The sequence below is a fragment of the Arthrobacter sp. CAN_A6 genome (genome assembly GCF_015751715.1).
Classification (GTDB): domain Bacteria; phylum Actinomycetota; class Actinomycetes; order Actinomycetales; family Micrococcaceae; genus Arthrobacter_D.
The window spans coordinates 1-18,510 of the sequence record NZ_JADOUV010000021.1; the positions used below are offsets into that span (position 1 = coordinate 1).

The 18,510-nt window shown below is 61.1% G+C and carries 15 protein-coding genes, 1 tRNA gene and 2 pseudogenes; 12 read left to right on the top strand and 6 right to left on the bottom strand.

What is annotated here, in order from left to right:
* Positions 1-99 precede the first annotated feature (99 nt).
* Entirely contained in the window at positions 100-1,137 is a 1,038-nt protein-coding gene (locus IWX75_RS16575; protein WP_196823364.1) for a purine-cytosine permease family protein, read from the top strand.
* A 100-nt stretch (positions 1,138-1,237) separates the two neighbouring features.
* On the opposite strand, the gene IWX75_RS16580 is transcribed toward IWX75_RS16575, so the two are convergent.
* The 4 genes from IWX75_RS16580 to IWX75_RS16595 form a co-directional block, all read right to left on the bottom strand.
* Positions 1,238-2,467 carry an MFS transporter gene (locus IWX75_RS16580; protein ID WP_196823365.1) on the bottom strand — a complete coding sequence of 410 codons (1,230 nt, stop codon included), beginning with the start codon at positions 2,465-2,467 and terminating at the stop codon, positions 1,238-1,240.
* A gap of 98 nt (positions 2,468-2,565) precedes the next feature.
* The gene (locus IWX75_RS16585; RefSeq protein ID WP_196823366.1) at positions 2,566-3,105 is read right to left on the bottom strand and encodes a TetR/AcrR family transcriptional regulator; all 540 of its coding nucleotides are present in this window, start codon (positions 3,103-3,105) and stop codon (positions 2,566-2,568) included.
* Between the two features lie 2 nt (positions 3,106-3,107).
* Positions 3,108-3,686, bottom strand: coding sequence for a sugar O-acetyltransferase (locus tag IWX75_RS16590; RefSeq protein WP_196823367.1), 579 nt, complete (start codon positions 3,684-3,686; stop codon positions 3,108-3,110).
* A 470-nt stretch (positions 3,687-4,156) separates the two neighbouring features.
* Positions 4,157-4,921 carry a DeoR/GlpR family DNA-binding transcription regulator gene (locus IWX75_RS16595; RefSeq protein WP_196823368.1) on the bottom strand — a complete coding sequence of 255 codons (765 nt, stop codon included), beginning with the start codon at positions 4,919-4,921 and terminating at the stop codon, positions 4,157-4,159.
* A gap of 198 nt (positions 4,922-5,119) precedes the next feature.
* Here IWX75_RS16595 and IWX75_RS16600 point away from each other — a divergent pair, with 198 nt between their 5' ends.
* The 6 genes from IWX75_RS16600 to IWX75_RS16625 all read left to right on the top strand — a co-directional run bounded on the left by IWX75_RS16600 (position 5,120) and on the right by IWX75_RS16625 (position 11,579).
* Positions 5,120-6,124: an SIS domain-containing protein gene (locus IWX75_RS16600; RefSeq protein WP_334684429.1), complete on the top strand. Its 1,005-nt coding sequence runs from the start codon at positions 5,120-5,122 to the stop codon at positions 6,122-6,124.
* Complete coding sequence (locus tag IWX75_RS16605; RefSeq protein ID WP_334684428.1) at positions 6,125-7,078, top strand: ROK family protein; 954 nt, start codon at positions 6,125-6,127, stop codon at positions 7,076-7,078.
* A gap of 80 nt (positions 7,079-7,158) precedes the next feature.
* On the top strand, positions 7,159-8,604 hold the full coding sequence (locus IWX75_RS16610) for an APC family permease (protein WP_196823371.1): 1,446 nt from the start codon (positions 7,159-7,161) through the stop codon (positions 8,602-8,604).
* A gap of 86 nt (positions 8,605-8,690) precedes the next feature.
* Entirely contained in the window at positions 8,691-10,211 is a 1,521-nt protein-coding gene (locus IWX75_RS16615) for a GMC family oxidoreductase (protein WP_196823372.1), read from the top strand.
* The gene (locus tag IWX75_RS16620; protein ID WP_196823373.1) at positions 10,208-10,867 is read left to right on the top strand and encodes an HAD family hydrolase; all 660 of its coding nucleotides are present in this window, start codon (positions 10,208-10,210) and stop codon (positions 10,865-10,867) included. The genes IWX75_RS16615 and IWX75_RS16620 overlap by 4 nt, the downstream gene beginning before the upstream one ends.
* 638 nt (positions 10,868-11,505) lie before the next feature.
* Positions 11,506-11,579, top strand: a tRNA-Met gene (locus tag IWX75_RS16625).
* 58 nt (positions 11,580-11,637) lie between these two features.
* Here the strand turns inward: IWX75_RS16625 and IWX75_RS16630 are convergent.
* On the bottom strand, positions 11,638-11,886 hold the full coding sequence (locus IWX75_RS16630) for a hypothetical protein (protein WP_196823374.1): 249 nt from the start codon (positions 11,884-11,886) through the stop codon (positions 11,638-11,640).
* Between the two features lie 797 nt (positions 11,887-12,683).
* Here IWX75_RS16630 and IWX75_RS16635 point away from each other — a divergent pair.
* From IWX75_RS16635 to IWX75_RS16650, 5 genes and pseudogenes are all read left to right on the top strand, one after another.
* A complete protein-coding gene (locus tag IWX75_RS16635; protein ID WP_442858996.1) occupies positions 12,684-13,796 on the top strand; it encodes an IS110 family transposase in 1,113 nt (370 codons plus the stop codon).
* Positions 13,797-13,871: 75 nt separating this feature from the next.
* Positions 13,872-14,012 (top strand): annotated as a pseudogene (locus IWX75_RS17910) (IS30 family transposase); the annotation flags it as partial.
* 149 nt (positions 14,013-14,161) lie between these two features.
* A complete protein-coding gene (locus tag IWX75_RS16640; protein ID WP_196823376.1) occupies positions 14,162-14,623 on the top strand; it encodes a hypothetical protein in 462 nt (153 codons plus the stop codon).
* 137 nt (positions 14,624-14,760) lie between these two features.
* Positions 14,761-15,336 (top strand): annotated as a pseudogene (locus tag IWX75_RS16645) (recombinase family protein).
* A 626-nt stretch (positions 15,337-15,962) separates the two neighbouring features.
* Complete coding sequence (locus tag IWX75_RS16650) at positions 15,963-16,412, top strand: ParB/RepB/Spo0J family partition protein (RefSeq protein ID WP_196823377.1); 450 nt, start codon at positions 15,963-15,965, stop codon at positions 16,410-16,412.
* A 340-nt stretch (positions 16,413-16,752) separates the two neighbouring features.
* Here IWX75_RS16650 and IWX75_RS16655 read toward each other — a convergent pair whose 3' ends face one another.
* Positions 16,753-18,276, bottom strand: coding sequence for an RHS repeat-associated core domain-containing protein (locus IWX75_RS16655; protein ID WP_196823378.1), 1,524 nt, complete (start codon positions 18,274-18,276; stop codon positions 16,753-16,755).
* Between the last annotated feature and the right edge of the window lie 234 nt (positions 18,277-18,510).

The following is an 18,510-nucleotide window of genomic DNA, read 5'->3' on the forward strand; positions in this document are numbered from 1 at the left end:
ACTGGACATGATTACTGGATTCCTGATTCTCGCCCCACGCGATCAAACGGACTTGCTACGAGCCCCTGGTACCGTTCCAGCCTGACACGTAGGGTAGCGGTGAACCCGCTTTGGTACTTCATGATCAGCGCTCTGGCCCTGGTACTTGCAGTATTCGGGTATCACTGGATTCACAAGACCCAGAAGTGGCTGACGTTGCTCTTCCTGCTCACCTTCGGCCTCTTTACGGTCGCCGCCGTACTCGTCGTACCCCTCAATAGCGAGCAATTCTCCCTCGCCGGGTTCGCCTGGGCACCTTTCCTCGTTCAGTTCGGCGCCTCAGCAGCATACGCGCTGGGGTGGGCGCCTTACGTATCGGACTACTCCCGGTACCTGCCGCCGGAAACGAAACCCGGAAAAGCGCTGGCCTATACCTACGGTGGTGTGTTCGTGGGCGCCGTATGGCTCATGGCTCTTGGCGCCTTTATCGCCGCAGCGTTTCAAGGAACCGCCCCACTGGAAGGTGTCCGGGACGCCGCTGACCAGATCGTGCCCGGAGCCGGATACTGGCTGCTCATCGCTGCCCTCCCAGGCCTGGTGAGCGTCATCACCGTCAACATCTACGCGGCGGCCATGGAACTCATCACCGCGGCGGATTCAATCAAACCCATCAAACCCACCCGCACCGTCCGAATCATCAGCTGCACTATCATCGCGGGTGCCGCATTCATCGGCTCCCTTCTAAGCACCGGCGAATTCCTCGCCAACTTCGGCAGCTTCCTTGTCATCCTCCTGTATGTTCTGGTGCCATGGACCTCGGTCAACCTCGTTGACTACTACCTTGTCCGCCGCGGGCGTTACGCCATCAGTGAGATCTTCAAACCCAACAGCATCTACGGCAACTGGGGATGGCGAGGCATGACCGCCTATGCGGTCGGAATCATCGCCATGGCGCCCTTCGCCGTCACTGCCTGGTATGTGGGACCGATCGCCCAGGCGCTCGGGGGAGCGGACCTCGCACTCTTTGTCGGCCTCGCGGCCTCCGCCATCGCCTACCTCATTCTGGGACGAACAATTGACCTCGACGAAGAGCGTCGCATCGCCGACGAAGGCCGCGAAACCTCGGGACAAGAGGCAATACATTTTGGAAGCCGCTAGGACAACACACCTCGAAAAGAAGATCAGCGCGGAGCTCATCCCTGCCTGAACCCCCTCTGGGTAATCAGCAGGAGCGTGACAGGGTGTGCCTCCGTGTGGTTCATGCGGGTGTGTGGTTCTCGTTGGCGCGTTTGGTGGAGAGGACTCCGGATAGGACGATGACCAGGAGCCCGGCGAAGGGGACGACGAGCAGTCCTGTTCGGAGGTTGATGTGGTCGGCGATGAGGCCGACGATTGGTGGTGAGGCGAGGAAGCCTATGCGCATGAGCCAGCTCACGACGGCCAGGCCGGTGCCGGGGCGTAGTCCGGGCAGTTCATCTGCTGCGTGCATGGCGGCTGGAACGAGGGTGGCGACTCCGAAACCTGCCAAACCGAAACCGATGATGGTGCCGGCGATGGTGGGGAAGAGCAGTGCCAGGCCCATTCCGAGGAACACGATGGCCCCTCCGGAGCGTGCGATGGCGCGCTGACCGAACCGGTCAACGAGTCCATCGCCAAGGAGGCGTCCGATGAATTGGGCGCCGACCAGGGCGACGAATCCTAATGCTGCGGCGCTGACCGTGGCATCGAGAGTACCGGAGAGGTACACGGCGGCCCAGGTGCTGCCGGCGTCTTCGACGAGCGTCCCGCCGACAGCGATGACTACCAGGGCGCCAAGGGCGACCAGCGGAGCGGTCCGTCGAACGCTGGCGCGCTGCTCACCACCGACGGGCGCAGGCTTGATCGGTTCGGTTGGTTCGGGGCCTGTGAGGAGGAAGCGGTACGCGACGACGGCAACAACAGCCCACAGAAACCCGGTGGCGCCTAGATGCAGGGCACGGGGAATGTCCAGTGCGACTGCGGCGCCGCCCATCAGCCCGCCTGTGACGGCCCCGATCGACCAGACGGCGTGGAAGGAATTGAGGATGGAGCGCTTGTAGAGCTGTTGTACGCGCAGGCCGTGGGAGTTCTGGGCGACGTCGGTCACGGCGTCCATCGCACCGGCGAGCAAAAGTGCCCCTGCCAGGGCCAGCCAGGAGTTTGACAGCCCGGCCAGGGCGACGCCGACGCCGGTCAGGGCTGTTCCGGCCACGGCCACGCGAGATGAACGGAAACGGCGTATAAGGGTTGCCGCGGCTAGTCCTGCGAGGAGTGCGCCCAAGGGGAATGATGCCACCGCAAGGCCGTATTCAGCGTTGGCGAGGTCGAGGTCGGCTTTGATCTCCGGGTAGCGGGGTAGGAGGTTCGCAAATAGGGCGCCGTTGGTGAAGAAAAGGGTGGCGACGGCGATGCGGGCGTTCCGGGTTTGCCGGGGTGCCGCGGCACGTTCGCGGGTGGTTGGTGATGTCATGGGAGTCCTTGGACGATTTAGGAAGGGAGGGTTTGTCAGCCGGGGGGTCTGGAGCCGGTTATGGCATGAGCGCCGATCAAGTGGTGGAGTCGTTACTGCTAGCTCAGGAAGCGGCGCACCGCGCGTTCGGTGCTGGCCCGGGACCGTGTGGGTTGATCGAGGCTGGTGTGAATGAAGAGGCCTTCGATCAGTGCGTCGACGTCGTAGGCGGTGTCCGTGTCGACGAAGCGTTCCAGCGCCTGGCGGCTTTGCTGCATCCAATCGTGGGTGATTTGGCGGAAGGCCGGTACGCGTGCGGCCAGCGTGTACAGCTCGAGAATAAGGACAAGGTCATCCGGCGCCTTGCCCAGGTCGTGGTGAACGAGATCAACGATCGCTGCAACGAGATCCTCCAGGGAGGAGGCGGCCGTAATACGTTCGGTGTATCGCTCCGAGATCCTGCCCGCGTACCGGGTCAGGGCTTCCCTGAGTAACTCGTCGAGGTCCGCGAAGTGGTAGGTCATCGACCCCAAAGGAACATCGGCATGACGGGCGACCTTGCGGTGCGTGGTGCCAGCGACCCCGTTCTCGGCGATGACGGCCAGAGCGCTGTCGATGATCCTGCTGCGCCTGTCCGGATCATGCCGCCGGCCAGCCACCGCTAAATCTTCCGGACGACGCGGGCAGGATTGCCCACCGCGACAACATTCGTCGGAACGTCCTTCGTGACCACGGCGCCAGCACCGATCACGCTGTTCTCCCCGATCGTGACGCCGGGGAGCACAATCGCCCCACCACCAAGCCACACATTGTCTCCGATGATGATGGGCTGAGCCGCTTCGAGCTTGTCCCGGCGAGGCTGCGGCTCCACGGGGTGGGTGGGTGTCAGCAATTGCACGTTCGGTCCGATCTGGCAGTCCCGACCGATCACGATCGGTGCGACGTCAAGAGCGGTGAGGTTGTAGTTGATGAACGTTCCTGCACCCACCGAGATGAAAGAGCCGTAGTCAACGAACAGGGGAGGACGGATGTGGGCGCCCGCACCAAGCTCGCGCAACAGCGACGCGAGGATCGGCCGAGCTGCGACCATGTCCTGACTGTAGGCGGCGTTGTACTCGTTCGTCAGTGCTACTGCGCGCTGCTGCTGGGCCGCGATCTCGGGATCATCGGCAATGTAAAGGTCACCGGCGAGCATGCGCTCATGGTTCGACCGGGAATCATCGGCGAAGTAATCACTCATAAGGACAAGTGTACATAACGATAAGTACAAAAGTACATATTCAAGGAGAAGGGCTGGCCTACTGCTTCGCCCGGCCCCTAGCGTTCCAGTACTTGTGCCGCTCAAACGTCGGCGGTCTCAACCGGTCAACGCACCGCCTGTGATCAGATGGACGGGTGATCGAGATGGCGCGTGACTTTGAATTTACAGCTGAGCAGCAGGACCGGCTGTGGAAGCAGTGGCGGCGAGGAGACTTTTTGGGGCCTTCCGGATGCCGTCAAGGGTCATGGTCGCGGGGTCGGGAATGTGCCAGTCTTCGTACTTCTTACCGCAGTTCGAGTCGCCTACGGATGTCGGGTTTCGTGCTTTCGTCCGGAGAAGCCAGGACCCCGACCCTTCGGCTCGCGGCCGAGGTCAAAGGAAACTGGGTACCCCTCGTTACATCATGGATACTTCTGGCTCAGCGACAAGGCCCTCGCCCTGTGCACCTGTCAGTCTGTAAGGACAAGATCCTTGATGAGGCCTTCCGCCTGGGTTTGGAAAGACGCTGGTACCCCAGAGTCTGTAACGATGGCGGACGGGGTTGTTATTGGACAGATTTTGACGAAGGCCGTCCGGTCAAATTTACTTGAGTCGATGCCCGCGATGGTTGTACTTGCCGCAGCAGAGGCTGCTTTCTTTACCGCGGCGTCTGCCTGGTTCCACTCCATAAAGCCCTCAGCTACGGTCACGGCGCTTGCCGTCATGATGTAGGTGTCAAAGTGGAGTTCGCGAAGGTAATCTACCGTATCTGTGCCCGTTAGGCTCAACTCCCCTTGCCGTACCGAGCCGGGTGGCATCAACAGATTGATGCTGGGAAACTTGGTGAGCGTCCATGCGACACGCAGAGAAAGCGCGCAGACCGTCAGTTGGTGGTCCTCGAGCGCCTCAGCGACTGCTAGACCAGTGGATCCTCCGTCGAGGATTATTGTGTCACCGTCGTTGATCATGGTGGCGATATGACGGCCGATCGCGTGCTTTTGTTCCGTGTTGGTTTTCTCCCGCAGTAGAAACGGCGGCTCGTAGCTGCTGCCGAAGACGAGTCGGGCTCCGCCGTGGAAGCGTTTGAGCACTCCGTCGGCTTCCAGTAGCTCCAGGTCTCGTCTGATGGTCATTTCCGCGACGCCTAGACGTTGACCAAGCTCGCTGACCGTGGCCGAGCCAGCGCCCCGCATCGCCTCGAGTATTCCTTGGTGTCTGCGCTCCTTCGCGCTCACTGTGCCCACCTCTCCTTTAGCCGCCTGCATCCGACAAGCATGCCATTGACAGCTTGCTCGAACTTATTCTATGCTCATTCGCACACAATAAATGTGCGAGTCAGGCGTTCGAGTGCTACTGCTGACGACTCTGACCACCCTCATCTTTCTCACTTGTAAGGACCCGACATGCAGGACCACACTCCGTTCGAGCTGGACATGGCCGAGCAACCCGCTGCCTTGCGAAGGCTAGCTGCTGCAAACTTCCCGAATCTAGGAGAACTGGCGGGCTCCACTTGGGATCGCATTGTCCTTACAGGGATGGGTTCTTCTCTGTTCGCCGGGATCCCCACTTGGCGAGCACTCACTGCCCTCGGTCACCAGGTGTGGAACATTGATACTGGTCAGCTTTTGGATAACCTTGGGCTGGTCACCCCGGACACGCTCCTGATTATCACCTCACAGTCGGGTGCAAGCGGCGAAGTCGTCGAACTTCTGAACCGGCGGGACGAAGGTCAAATCACGCCGGCTTTGGTCATAGGCATCAGTGACGACCAGGGCAGCGCACTCGCCCGCAGCGCTGATGTGTTCCTGCCTCTTCACAGCGGCGCAGAGGCGACCGTCAGCACGAAGAGCTACCTCAACTCCCTGGCGGTGCACCGGATCCTCATCGGACATTTTTCTCGCACCGCACCTGACTACGTGGTTGACGACCTCTACCTCACAGCTGATGTCATCGCGGAAACTCTGAGCACCGTTGATCTCACCGCCGCGGCAGTCGCTACAGCGCAGCACCCCTCCCGCAGGCTCGCTTACGTCGGCAGGAAAGACGAGGCCGCAACGGCGAAGTTCTCGGCATTGATCACCAAAGAATCCTCCAAAGTTCCTGCAGAAGGTTTCGTAGGCGGACAGTTCCGCCATGGCCCGTTCGAACTCGCTGGCGATGGCCTCACCGTTGTGCTGTTCGGCATGCATGCAGATGACCCAGACCGCAGTCTTCACGTCCTCGCCCAGGACCTGATCACTGCAGGATCAAGGGTTGTTGTCATCGGGGACACCGACGTCCCTGGAGCCCAAACGGTTCAAATGAATCCAGCGAATGGGCTGGGCCGGCTTGCTGCCGGTTCAGTCGCAGCGGAACTTTTCGCAGTCGACCTTGCACGGGCCAACAACGTCGTCCCTGGAGCTTTTCTGTACGGCTCCAAGATCACTACCACCGTCTAGATGAGGACGCTGCCCGCATCTGAGACCGCCTTGGGAACTTCCGTGCGTGTTGGAATCGACATTGGAGGAACGGGTACCCGGTTTGTGATCTTCGACGAGGGTTCTCTGACCGTACTTGATCGTCGAGCGGTGCAGACCCCGGCGGTGTTCGTGGAAGAAACGCCCGCCAGCTTCCTTGCCGGCCACATTCGGAGCCTGACCGGAACTCGCTCAATAACGAGCATTGGTATTGGAGCCAGCGGCCCTGTAGACGCATCCGGCATCATCCAAAATCCCGACACCCTCGGAAGCTTCACCGGAGCGCCGATCGTCAGTGACCTCGGCAACGCTTTCGGCGTTGCAGTACACATCGACAATGACGCTGTATGTGCAGCGATCGCCGAACAGCGCATCGGAGCAGCAGTCAACGCCTCAAGCCTGCTGCACATCACGTTGGGCACGGGGATCGGCGCCTGCCTGCTCGTCAACGGGAGCCCAGTCCGTGGTGGGGACGGATTCCACCCTGAGATGGGCCATATCAGCGTTCGCACACCGGACACGTCTTGCTATTGCGGTCGTGAAACCTGTTGGGAACAGGCAGCATCCCGGCAGGCACTGCAGCGAACCGCAGCACGAATTCTTCGGAAAGACCCAAGCCAGCATGGTCTTATCGCTGAGTTGGCTCGTCGAGCCGAAGCCAACGACACAGTCGCTCAGGAGGTATTCGATGAATATGGCGTTGCCGTAGCCGAAGGTTTGGGGACCCTTCTGGCAGTCCACCGACCCGAGCACGTCGTACTTGGCGGCAGCGCATCGGAGCACTTCGGTCTCTTCAGCCGATCTCTCACCCAGTCCTTGGCCGCACTAGGTCCCTGGATTCACTATCGCACTCTTGCCAGCACAACACTGGACGATTTTGGCGGCGCCATCGGTGCTGCGTTCCTCAAGCCCAACAGCACTGCAACACAGCACTAACCCTTCAGCCGTTTCAGCCCGACGTCGAGCCCAGCACCTGAATGGGCCGACTTACTCACACCCGTTCAAAGGAGAACAGCATGTTGACCAACCAGTCAGCCTCTGCAGCGAGCACCACCACCGAAGTGTCTTCTGGCCTTCGACACGGTTCAATCGGCCTTATCGGCACTCTTATGCAGTCGATCGCCCAAATCTCTCCCACCTTGGGCATCTTCTACACCATTGCCTTCACAACGGGGCAGGCGGGCATCTCGGCTCCGCTGACATACTTGTCGGCATTCCTCGTATGCCTGGTCATCGCCGTGCCGATGCTGGGCCTTGCCCGCCATCTGCCTTCTGCTGGAGGTTTCTACACCTACGTGTCGGCTGGAATCGGACCGCGTGCGGGATTCATCACCGGGTGGCTATACGCGCTCATGGTGACGATCGTGCCGGCAGCTTTGGCTGCCTTCACCGGAGCCGTCCTGGCCGATGAACTCGGCGGCAAGTACGGCATCGGCATCCCCTGGTGGATCTACTCCACGATCATCCTTGCGATCTGCTTCGCCTGTGCGTATCGCGGCATCAACATCTCGATCCGTTTCCTGGTCGTCATGACCATCTTCGAAGTAGCAGTAGGCCTCGGCCTGGCGATTACCGGGCTCTTCAATCCGGGCCCCGGCGGCGTCAACTTCAACGGGTTCAACCCCGCCAACATTGAGAACGGATCCGGATTCTTCCTTGCCATCGTCCTGTCCATCTTCGCCTTCACCGGGTTCGAGAGCGCAGCGGCCGTCGGAGAAGAGTCGCGTGACCCCAAACGCATCATCCCGAAAGCAATCTTCGGTTCGTTGCTTTTGATCGGTCTGTTCTACGTTTTCACCGCTTGGGGCCTGCAGATTGGCTGGGGAACGGATGACGTTGCCGGGCTGGCCTCATCGCCCACAGCCCCCGCGTTCGTCCTGGCCGACCGCCTATGGAATGGAGCGTCGGTGCTGGTGCTGATCGCCCTCGTCAACTCGGGACTGGGTGTTTGCATCGCGTGCACGACCAGCGCTACGCGCACCATCTACGGCATTGCCCGCACCGGAGCTCTTCCCGACGTGTTCGCGCGAACCCATTCACGACTCAAAACTCCGATCACCGCCGTATACGTGCAGTCCATCGTTGCGCTGACCATTTGCCTGGCTGTCGGTCTTCCTCTTGGTCCCTACAACCTATTCAATATGCTCGGAACGACCGGAACCTTCGTCTACATCCCGATCTTCATCATGATGAACCTCGCCGCTTTCCTGTTCTTCCGCCGCAAGCACCCCGAAGAATTCAACGTACTCGCCTACGTCGTCGCGCCCATCATCTCAACAGCTGCTCTTCTCACGATCGCTTACAACAGCCTCGTGCCACTGCCAGCATTCCCTGTCATCCTCGCCCCGTTCCTCGCACTGACCTACATGGCACTAGGCGCTGCTGTTCTCTTCGGACGCAACACAAGGCCCGGGAAACGCGCGTGGATGGAACGAGCTGGAGAACTACCAGAGATCAACTAGAACCGTATCAACCGGCCGGCCGGGTACCTGCCCGCTCCCGCACCTCTATATTTACCAATCATCGATCCGCATCATAGGAACCAGTCATGGACACCAAACTCCCCTCCTACACCGACACTCTCGTCATCGGCGGCGGCACCGGCGGCTCGGCCTTCGTCGGCGCCCTCACCGCGCACAGCAACGAAAGCATCCTGCTACTGGAAGCCGGACCCGACTATGGTGACGGCGCGGCAGGCAACTGGCCCGCCGACATGCTAGATGCCCGGGCCATACCTCTGTCCCACGACTACGACCTGAAGACGACCCGCACCTACGGCGCAGGCAACCTCGACCTGCCCCGCGCGCGAATCCTCGGGGGTTGTTCCTCTCACAACGGCTGCACCGCCTCCATCGGTGCCCGCTTCGAATACGACGAATGGGCAGCAGAGGGCAACCAGGGGTGGACGGCAGGCGAAGTACTACCACTGCTCGAGTGGGGGCGCGACCGGTTCCGTGTCCGCCGGTACACCATGGACGACCTCACCCCTCCCCAGCGGGCTTTCGTTGATGCTGGCATCGCCCTCGGATACCCCTTCGCTGATGACCTCGATCAGATCGAAGCCGCAGAAGGCATCGGCCCGATGCCTGTCAACATCATCGACGGCGTCCGATGGAACAGCGCATTCGCTTTCCTCGACCCCGTGCGTGACCGCGGCAACCTCACCATCCGGGGAAACGTCCAGGTCAACAGCATCGACATCGTCGACGGAACCGCCCGCGGAGTTACCGTTCAAACCGTGGAGGGTGAGCAGTACATCGGTGCAGGCCGAGTAATCATCGCCGCCGGGGCGTATCACTCGCCTGCCCTGCTACTGAAATCAGGCGTAGGCCCGGCATCAGAGCTCTCATCCCTTGGTATTGCGGTGAAGGCCGATTTGCCCGGTGTAGGTAAACACTTGCTCGACCATTCCTGCGTGCAGGTGGACTTCAAGGGACGTCCGGGTCTCGTGGAAGAAATCGCAGCTCACCCCGTCAACTTCGACGAGCAAACCGTAGGACGAGCGAAATCCAGTCTCTGCGATGGGGGCCCCTACGACATCCACGTCTTTATGGTCGCAGGCGCCAACACCGGTCACCCCGGCCTCCCACCCGTCACTATCTACGGAGGCGCCATGCGGGCACGGTCCGAGGGCACCGTGACACTCAACGAGGATCTGGACGTCGTCAACCCAGTCATCGACCACCGTTACGGCACGGATCCTGGAGGATACGACCGAACCGTCCTAGGCGAAGCACTCGACCTCATCGATCGGATGGTAGCCACCCCAGAACTCGCCGGAATCCTCGGCGAACGCGTACGAGGCGAGCACCCACCACTGGATGACATCGTGAACTACTGCCACCCGGCAGGCACCTGCAAGATGGGCCCCGCCTCCGACCCCACCTCAGTCGTTGACAGCACGGGAGCTGTTCACGGGGTGAGCGGACTCTATGTTGCTGACGCGTCAATCATGCCCTCCATCAGCCGAGGCAATATCAATATCCCAACCGCCATGATCGGTGCACGCATCGCTGCGGGGCTACTGGGCGTCGAGCCACGAACGATAGCAAGCGGCGTTGCGCTGTGACCGGACTCGAGGCTGTGCTGTGGGACATGGACGGCACTTTGATCGATTCTGAGCCGGCGTGGATCAGGGCGCAGGGCGTCCTCGCGAAGCGTTTTGGCTGCAAGTGGACGCACGCCGATGCCCTTGCGCTAGTCGGTAGCACCATGGAGCAGACGGTGCGGGCTTTGCAGGATGCGGGCGTTGAGCTGGACGAGGTCGCGGTTCAGTCGGCTCTTCAAGAGGATGTCCTCGCCGAGATGCACCGCGGCCTTGTTTGGCGTCCGGGTGCACTCGAGATAATGCGCGAACTTTGTCGCGCCGGTATTCGCCAGGCGATAGTCACGACCTCGCCGAACACCCTCGCGCAGGTGGTCGTCGACGCCCTGGCCGATGAGGTGACTCTAGCAACCGTCATTACGGGCGATGACGTGGCGTGCGGCAAACCGCACCCGGAGCCGTATCTGCTCGCGGCCTCACGTCTGGGCGTCGATATCACCCATTGCGTCGCAATCGAAGACTCGCCGATTGGTCTCACCGCCGCCGTCGCCTCCGGGGCCTGCGCCATTGGGGTGCCGCACGATACAGAACTCGAGGAGGCCATGGACCGCACCATCTGGCCAACGCTCGCACGACGCGGTGTGCGCGATCTGTGCGAACTGATCGGTGCGCGCGAGTAGGACGGACTGACGTCGCGTCAGTCCGATAGGCACCCTTTGTAGTACTCGACTCGACACGACCTCAGCATGTTTTTAAACGACCATTTATAAGACACGATCGTTGCCGCCCATCTGATCCGACACGCTGTGTTTCATGAGGCGTATCTGCGAACTATGTAAAAGAAGCGGCGTTTGCGTTGATTGCCGAAGACCCACCGCGTCCCATATGCCGATCCTCCACCGCTCCACTATTTTCGGGTCTCGATGCCATCAAAATCCCATATGAAACCTAGTGACCCCGATTCGCGTATACCCCGCCCGAGAAAAAGCCCGGTCAGGTGACACAAACGCTTCAGCCGGCGTATGACCGGTCTCATCATCCGGTCCGCACACCTCGACCAACGAGCAGGACGTCACTGCCCAACACAACGGACTAGTCGTGCTTCAGGCGCCGAGGACCGGATCTACGTCGACCACGGGTTGACAGGCGTCAGCCTGGAACGGTCAGGTCTCCGCGAAGCCCTAGTAGTGCGCCGTGCGGGAACACCCTCGTTGGCGTCAAAGTCGACCGGTTTCGCGGAAATTAACCAAATTCTCCAAGTCCCAGGATGCCCATGGTTAGCGTATTGATCCTGCGGCCCGTAAGGTCGCCCATGCGCCGCGGGGTGGAGCAGTTCGGTAGCTCGCTGGGCTCATAACCCAGAGGTCACAGGTTCAAATCCTGTCCCCGCAACAAAAGTGGAAGATCGAAGGCTACCCGCAGGGCGTTTCCATCTCCGCAGTAACCGCTGTTAGGCGACGGTCCGCTGCTTCCGGGCAGAAGTGACGTGGGCTAGGTCCATCAACGCCAGCACCGTCACGATGATCGACGCAGCCACCACCGCGAGCATCAGATACAGCCCGGCCAGCATGGCCATCGCCGATTCCGCGTCATGCAGGAAACCTATCCCGCCGGCGGCTCCGACGATCCAAAACACGACCACCGCAATGAGCGCGAATCCCGACGGCAGAAACCTCTTGTTGTTCTGAATCCACTGCATGCTGCTCCCCAACTCAATCCCCGATGATGCACTCATTCTGGTGGGGCTCATGTGACGAATGGGGCAGGTCAGCGCCCGTGTCGGTCACGATTGTGCGGCGGTCAGTATCACCCCATGCGGGTAGTGCTAAGCAGCGCCTCGTGGCCCACGAGATGCCGAGTAGTTCCGGAGCGTGTACTGGGCGCCATGCTCAGTCTTCAGGCGTGTGCTGGTTCCCGCTTCGTTCCATCAAGGGAAACGGTCCTGCGCTTCGTTCCGGCCTGAATAGGCCAGGCTGCTCCTTCGTCGCATCCAGTCCTGCTGTTTTTGTCTGCTGTCCTTCGGATTGTGCGCCCCGCTCCACAGCGTCAACCGGCTTCGCCGGCATCGGGCACGCCCATCCTGTCCGGCGCTCCTGCGTCGCTTATTTCCTCGCAGGCTGGCCGCACCCTCGCACCTACGGCGTTGAGCACTGCTTGAGTCGGGGACGAGCGAGCGAGCTCGCTAGCAGGCAAAAAACAACTGTGAGTCTTTCAGTGGCTGGTCTGGGACTAGCTGGCAGTGTTGATGCCGGTCGTTCTGTCTGGCGCGTGACTCGAAAAAACAATTGCCCCGCCAGGGTGCATTTCCCCCGACTTGTCCGTGCTGGGTGGAGCGGCCGGCGTTGACCTGTCCCACGTCGGTGGCTTGATTAGAAGCTTGCCCAGCCCCTGGGGTTGTGGCTCATCACAGTATTGCCTCGAAGTGCCTCTTCCCAGGTCAGTGCCGGTCGCGATGCGACCAGTCTTGCCCGTTCGAAAGGAAGGAGGGTGGCCGCGTTGACTATTGTTGCGCAGATCCGCCCGTTCGTAATCGGCGTGGACTGCCACGCCCGCACACACACGTACGCCATCATCGAGGCCCGTACTAAGCGACGGGTCGCGTGCGAGGAGTTCCCGACCACCTCGGCAGGGATTTCCCGAGCACTTGCCTGGGTAGGCCGACGGACAGATGGTGATATGGCCTGTCTATGGGCCGTTGAGGGTGTCGGCTCTTATGGGGCACGTCTGGCCCGGGTAGTAGCCGAGGCCGGCTATGACGTCGCTGAAGCTCCACGGATGAACGCCCGAGGGCGCCGGGGGATCGGCAAGTCCGATCCGCTGGACGCCGCCGCCATCGGAACCGCTGTCATCGGCTTAGAGGAGTCCCAGCTCCGCGCCCCGCGCAGGGATGAAGGAACCCGTGCCGGACTCAGGATCTTGAGCGCAGCCCGGGATCAGTTGACCCGGGAACGAACAGTGAATGTAAATGCGCTCATCGCCTTGCTCCGGACACATGATCTGGGAATCGACGCTCGCAAACCATTGGTTCCCGCCCAGATTGCCACGATCACCAGATGGCGGGAACGACAGGAGCAGATCGAACTATCGATCGCGCGCGAGGAAGCAGTTCGGTTGGCGCGCCGCGTTCTCGAAGTGACCACTCAACTGACAGCGAACCAGAGGCGCATGACAGAACTAATTCAGCAAAGCCCCGCGGCGCCGCTGTTGGAGATGGTGGGCGCCGGGGCTGTTACGGTCGCCACCGTCCTGACAGCTTGGTCGCATCCAGGAAGGGTTCGCAGTGAGGCTGCCTTCGCCTCACTGGCAGGGGTGAATCCCTTGCCGGCCTCAAGCGGTAACACTGTCCGGCACAGGCTCAACCGGGGCGGTGATAGGCGCCTCAACCGAGCCTTGCACACCATCACGATGACTCGGATGGTCCATGACCCTGGAACCCGGGACTACGTCGCCAAACGCACCCGAGAAGGACGTAGCTACCGCGAAATCCGCAGATCCCTCAAGCGCTACATTGCCCGTATCCTCTACCGCCAACTCAACTCCCTTTACGCCACCGCGGAACTGGACCGATCCCACGTTGCCGGGGCAGATGGTTTAGGTGGTGTCCTTTAAAGGGTCCCTCACCGAACGCCCGCAAGTACCGTAAGTCGAACCTTGGGTTCTTTCGGTGATTGCAACACTTAGCGAATGGGTGTTGGTATGGCGGGCTATTCGATCTTCGTGAGACCGGATCTGTTGCAGGTTCTCTGGGCTGGGATGCAGGGCGGTGAGTTCATCAGCGGCGCTGTCGTTCCGATCGAAACAAGCAGGCGAACAGGTCGTCGGGTGCAGGGCAAGACCTCTGCCTCATTAGAGCCTGAGTAGCCGACAGTGGGCCGTTCTCGTTCCAGAGGTGCTCGGCGTAGGCTTGGGCGGAAGCTACCGTCTCGAACGGAAATCTCGGCCAGGGCGTGTAAGTCAACAAGAGAGGAATTCTCATGATAAGCAACAATCTGCTCGGGAGTCTCACCAAGGGCATGGTCGCCGGCTTCGTCGGTACCACCGCTATGACAGTGTCAGAACGACTCGAGATGGCGGTCACCGGACGACAGGGGAGCACGGTCCCCGGGCAGGTGGGAGCGCACCTTCTGCCGGGGCAGGATCCAAAATCCACCACCGACATCGAGCGGCTCAACACCCCCGTCCACTGGGCGCACGGCATCATCATGGGTGCACTTCGAGGTGCCATCCACGAAGCCGGCCTTCAAGGGCTCCCAGCCAGCGCAGCGCATTTCGCTCTGTTCTGGGGCGGAGACGCTGCGCTCTACCGCGCCCTCGGCATCGCCGATGTGCCCTGGCGCTGGGAAGCTGACGAGCTCACCTCGGACCTACTGCACAAGGCTGTGTACGCCGCCGTCACCGGCGCCGTCTACGACGCGATGACCGCAGACAGCCACTGACACCCCGGGTCCGTTCCTGAGTCTGGAACGCCGTCTCTAGCCGTCTGCAATTGTCCCGGGCGGATTAACACCTGGTTAGCAGCGGCGAGTCGCAAATAATCAGGGAATGGCTCCCGACAGAGTACGTACCGCTCCTCATGGCTGGAATGAAGATCGGCTATGCCCGCGTCTCAACGAACGATCAGAATCTGACCGCTCAACGAAACGCCCTCCTTGCCCTGGGCGTTGAAGAGAAGTAGATCTTTGTTGACCACGGACTTATAGGAGCTAACCGTCTGCGCCCTGGACTCCGTGAAGCGATGGCGGCATGCCGAGCTGGCGACACCCTCGTGGTGACCAAGCTCGACAGGCTTGCCCTCTCCCTTTCTGATGCCAGGGACATTGTCGATGAACTCACGGCCAAAGGGGTTGTGCTTAGTTTCGGCGGCAGCAGTCACGACCCGACCGACCCGGTAGGCCGGCTGCTGTTTACCATCCTGGTAATGGTGGCCGAGTTCGAGGCGGATCTGATCCGGGCGCGCACCCGCGAGGGCATGGCGGTCGCAATGGCCAAGGGGCGGCTGAAAGGTAAGCAACCAAAATTGTCCAAGGTGCAGCGGAAGCACCTCCTGACACTGCATGATGCCGACGAGCACACGCAGACCGAACTAGCCGAACTGTTCGGGGTGTCACGGACGACTGTGTACCGGGAGCTTCAAAGGCAAGCCATCTGAAGGCCGATGCGGTGCCGCCGGCCATGAGTGCACTAAGCGCTGCGAAAAGAACACCATTTAGCGTCGCGATTCACAGGTTGGAGGCGTGCAGCGCTCTACGCCACCAGCAAGCCCGTGCTGCACGCGAGAGCACCACGACGTAGCCCGGAACGACGTGCTGCCTGAAGACTCTGGGTTTTGGCCTCGCCCAGCAAGCGCCCAGGTCTACTGCGCGGGCCTCGCTTCGCTCGGGCTGTAGGAGCCCTTTTTCTGTTTTTGCTGCTGTCCTGACGGATTGTACGTGTCCGCTCCGACCTGTCTAGCCCCTCCTTCGTCGTGGCCTGCGGGGCAGAAAATGTCCCTGCGGCGCTCCTTCGTCGCTGATTTCCTCCGGGAATCTCCCGCCCCTTGCCCTGCGGGTAGACAGACCTCCGTCAGCCACAGCTCCGCAAGCTTCGCCAGCAGCCAAAACCACGGGGGAGAGGGGAAGCTGGCCGGTCACCAAAGCCGCCTCTCCACTGGGCCGCGACCGCGTCCGCACCCGTTTCCAGCCGCTTGACAGACATAAAAGCGTCGGGGGAAGGGCCAAGTACCAGCTGGCTCACCGCAGGCTCTCTCCCCACCTCGTGACCCAAGGAGAAACAATCATGACCGTTCTGGAACACCTGAACCCGGCCCAGCTCACCATCGATGCCAATGTCCGCGCAGAGGTTCACCTCGATGCCGAGTTCCTGGCCTCCATCAAGCAGCACGGCGTCTTGCAGCCCGTCGTCGCCCACCGCACCGAGCAGGGAGTGCATGTCCTCTACGGACAGCGCCGCACCCTCGCCGCCGTCGAAGGAGTTCTGCAGACGATGCCCGTGTGCGTTGTCGAGTCGCTCGGAGAAGCCGACAGGCTCGTGCAGCAGATGGTCGAGAACGATCAGCGCCTGTCCCTCACAGACCGGGATCGGACCGAAGCGTTCCACCAGCTATCCCTTATGGGTATCTCGGCCGCACAGATTGCCAAGAAGACCGGCAGTAAGAAGACCACTGTGGAGACCGCGCTGAAGGTCCGCGCCAACGACACCGCCACCAAGCCCTGTCCATCACCGTAGACACCGGGCGCTACTACTGTCGTCGCACGCCAAGGGATAAAACGTCGAAGCAGTAGGGGGTTTAGCTGCTGCAGCACCTAAACCCCCTACTAGTTACTCGGTAAATTCAACTTTATGGTTCTTCTTTAAAAGCTTTTTCATTGCTCCGAATGAACAGAAACAGTCCGCCTATGCCAAGAATCGCCAGGATTAAAACGATCCAGTTGGATTCTGCAACTATCATGTAGATTCCGAAGATCAAGCAGGCAGCTAAGACAATGCCTGTTAGGACGCTTTGCACTCTTGACCGATCCCGATAAGTAACTATTCGATTTCTCTTATTTCGCATTATTGTGCCTTCCTAAAGAAGCCTGCCGGCGACTCTCGCCGCGTCACCAAGGAAACCTATGTAGTCGAGTCCGTTACTGACTCTATCCTCGTCCTGCTGATTGTCGGTGAGAAAATCTGCGGCGATACCAGAGATAATACTGACGGTACAACCTCCTACCAACCCGCCTACTAGCGCGCCGGGCCCACCGATTGTTCCTAGCCCAAGGCTGATTGCAACGCTCGAAGCGGCACCCGTTGCACAATCCGAGGCACCTTCACCAAATGTGTATAGCCCTAGTGGATCTGAGTTGTTGATGGGGTCATTGGCGGCGAAGGCGTAGCGGTTGGCGTTGGCTGGGTCCAGGGGCGTGTCGAGGGTGTCTTGTTGGGTCCAGCGTCCGGTGGTGGGGTTGTACCAGCGGGCCCCGTATTTGACCCAGCCGGTGGTGCGGTCCTGGGTGCCGGCTTTGAAGAGGTAGGGGTTTTGCAGGACGGCGGCGCCGCCGGAGGCTCCGGTGAGGGTGGGGACGCCGTAGGGGTCGTAGGTGTAGGCGAACGCGACGTAGGGCTCTGAGGTGATCAGGGCCGCGGGGTTGCCGGTGCCGTCGTAGATGTAGAGGGCGTCGCGTCCTGCTGCTGTGCGTAGGACGAGGGGTTCTCCGGTGACGGGGTCGTGTTCGATGTAGGCGGTGCCGTTGCCGCGTTTGAGTTGCTCGATCACGGGCAATCCTTGGGCGTCGGTGCGTCCGTAGTTGTAGGAGTAGTTGCCGTCCGGGGTGGTTTGGGCGAGGAGCTCGTTCTGGGTGGTCCCGGCGTAGGTGTAGGTGTAGGCGGTGCCCTCCCGGGTGGCGGTCTTCATCTGGCCGGCCCCGTTGTAGGTTTGGGTGCCTTCAGGCGATGCGGTGAGGTTCCCGGTGCCATCGTACGTGTACCCGGCGGTGCTGATCTGATTCGCCGGGTTGGCGGTGAAGCTTTGGTTCGGTTGGGTGCCTCCTGATGCGGTGAGCCGGTTTCCGCGGGAGTCGTAGGTGTAGGTGTAGGTCGCGGGTGCCTCACCACCGGTGATGACCGCGTTGGTGAGCCGTCCGGCTTGGTCGTAGGTGTAGGCGGTGACGGCACCGGAGATATTGTCGGTGACTCGCTGGATCTTCGTGCGGTCCGAGGCCGTGGTGGTTGCGCAGGTGCCGGTGGTGCCGGCGTTATAGCAGTAGGACAGATCAACGACGGGGAACGTTCCGAATTCGTTTTGCTGTTCGGCCAGGACCCGGGTGATCCTGCCGGTGGTGTCGTAGCTGTTGCGGGTGTGCGCCGCCCACGTGGTGTTGGAGGGGTCGGAATCGAGCCAGGTGTCGGTGCGCCGTCCCCGGTCATCGGTGGCGAAGTTGACTGTCTTCTGCGCCCCGGTGGGGCCATAGGTCATCGACGTCGGGGCCCCGGAGGTATCGAAGGTGTACGTCGTGGTGCCGCGGGTATCAGAAACGGATGTCAGGTTCGAGGCCCGGTCGTAGCCGTAGGTGATGGTTCCTCCGCCGGCGGTGTTCGCACGGGTGATCAAACGGCCCAGCTGGTCGTACCCGTAGCTGGTGGTCCCGGCCCCATCGACCGGGTGATGGGTTGCCCGTCAGGGTTGTAGGTGGTGGTGACGGTGGGGGTGCCGTCGGAGAAAGCTGAACCGCCCTGGGTTTGGTGGGGACTGGTGTGTCCCGGGTTCTACGGAGTTGGAATTTGTGGATTCTGGTGTCTGACATCAGGAGGAACAGATGGGACGACAGGGCTACTCGGCGGAGTT

Excerpts from the sequence above, each read along its gene's own strand:
- IWX75_RS16580 (WP_196823365.1), bottom strand. The coding sequence starts at position 2,467 with ATGACATCACCAACCACCCGCGAACGTGCCGCGGCACCCCGGCAAACC.
- IWX75_RS16590 (WP_196823367.1), bottom strand. The coding sequence starts at position 3,686 with ATGAGTGATTACTTCGCCGATGATTCCCGGTCGAACCATGAGCGCATG.
- IWX75_RS16600 (WP_334684429.1), top strand. The coding sequence starts at position 5,120 with ATGGCCGAGCAACCCGCTGCCTTGCGAAGGCTAGCTGCTGCAAACTTC.
- IWX75_RS16605 (WP_334684428.1), top strand. The coding sequence starts at position 6,125 with ATGAGGACGCTGCCCGCATCTGAGACCGCCTTGGGAACTTCCGTGCGT.
- IWX75_RS16610 (WP_196823371.1), top strand. The coding sequence starts at position 7,159 with ATGTTGACCAACCAGTCAGCCTCTGCAGCGAGCACCACCACCGAAGTG.
- IWX75_RS16615 (WP_196823372.1), top strand. The coding sequence starts at position 8,691 with ATGGACACCAAACTCCCCTCCTACACCGACACTCTCGTCATCGGCGGC.
- IWX75_RS16630 (WP_196823374.1), bottom strand. The coding sequence starts at position 11,886 with ATGCAGTGGATTCAGAACAACAAGAGGTTTCTGCCGTCGGGATTCGCG.
- IWX75_RS16640 (WP_196823376.1), top strand. The coding sequence starts at position 14,162 with ATGATAAGCAACAATCTGCTCGGGAGTCTCACCAAGGGCATGGTCGCC.
- IWX75_RS16650 (WP_196823377.1), top strand. The coding sequence starts at position 15,963 with ATGACCGTTCTGGAACACCTGAACCCGGCCCAGCTCACCATCGATGCC.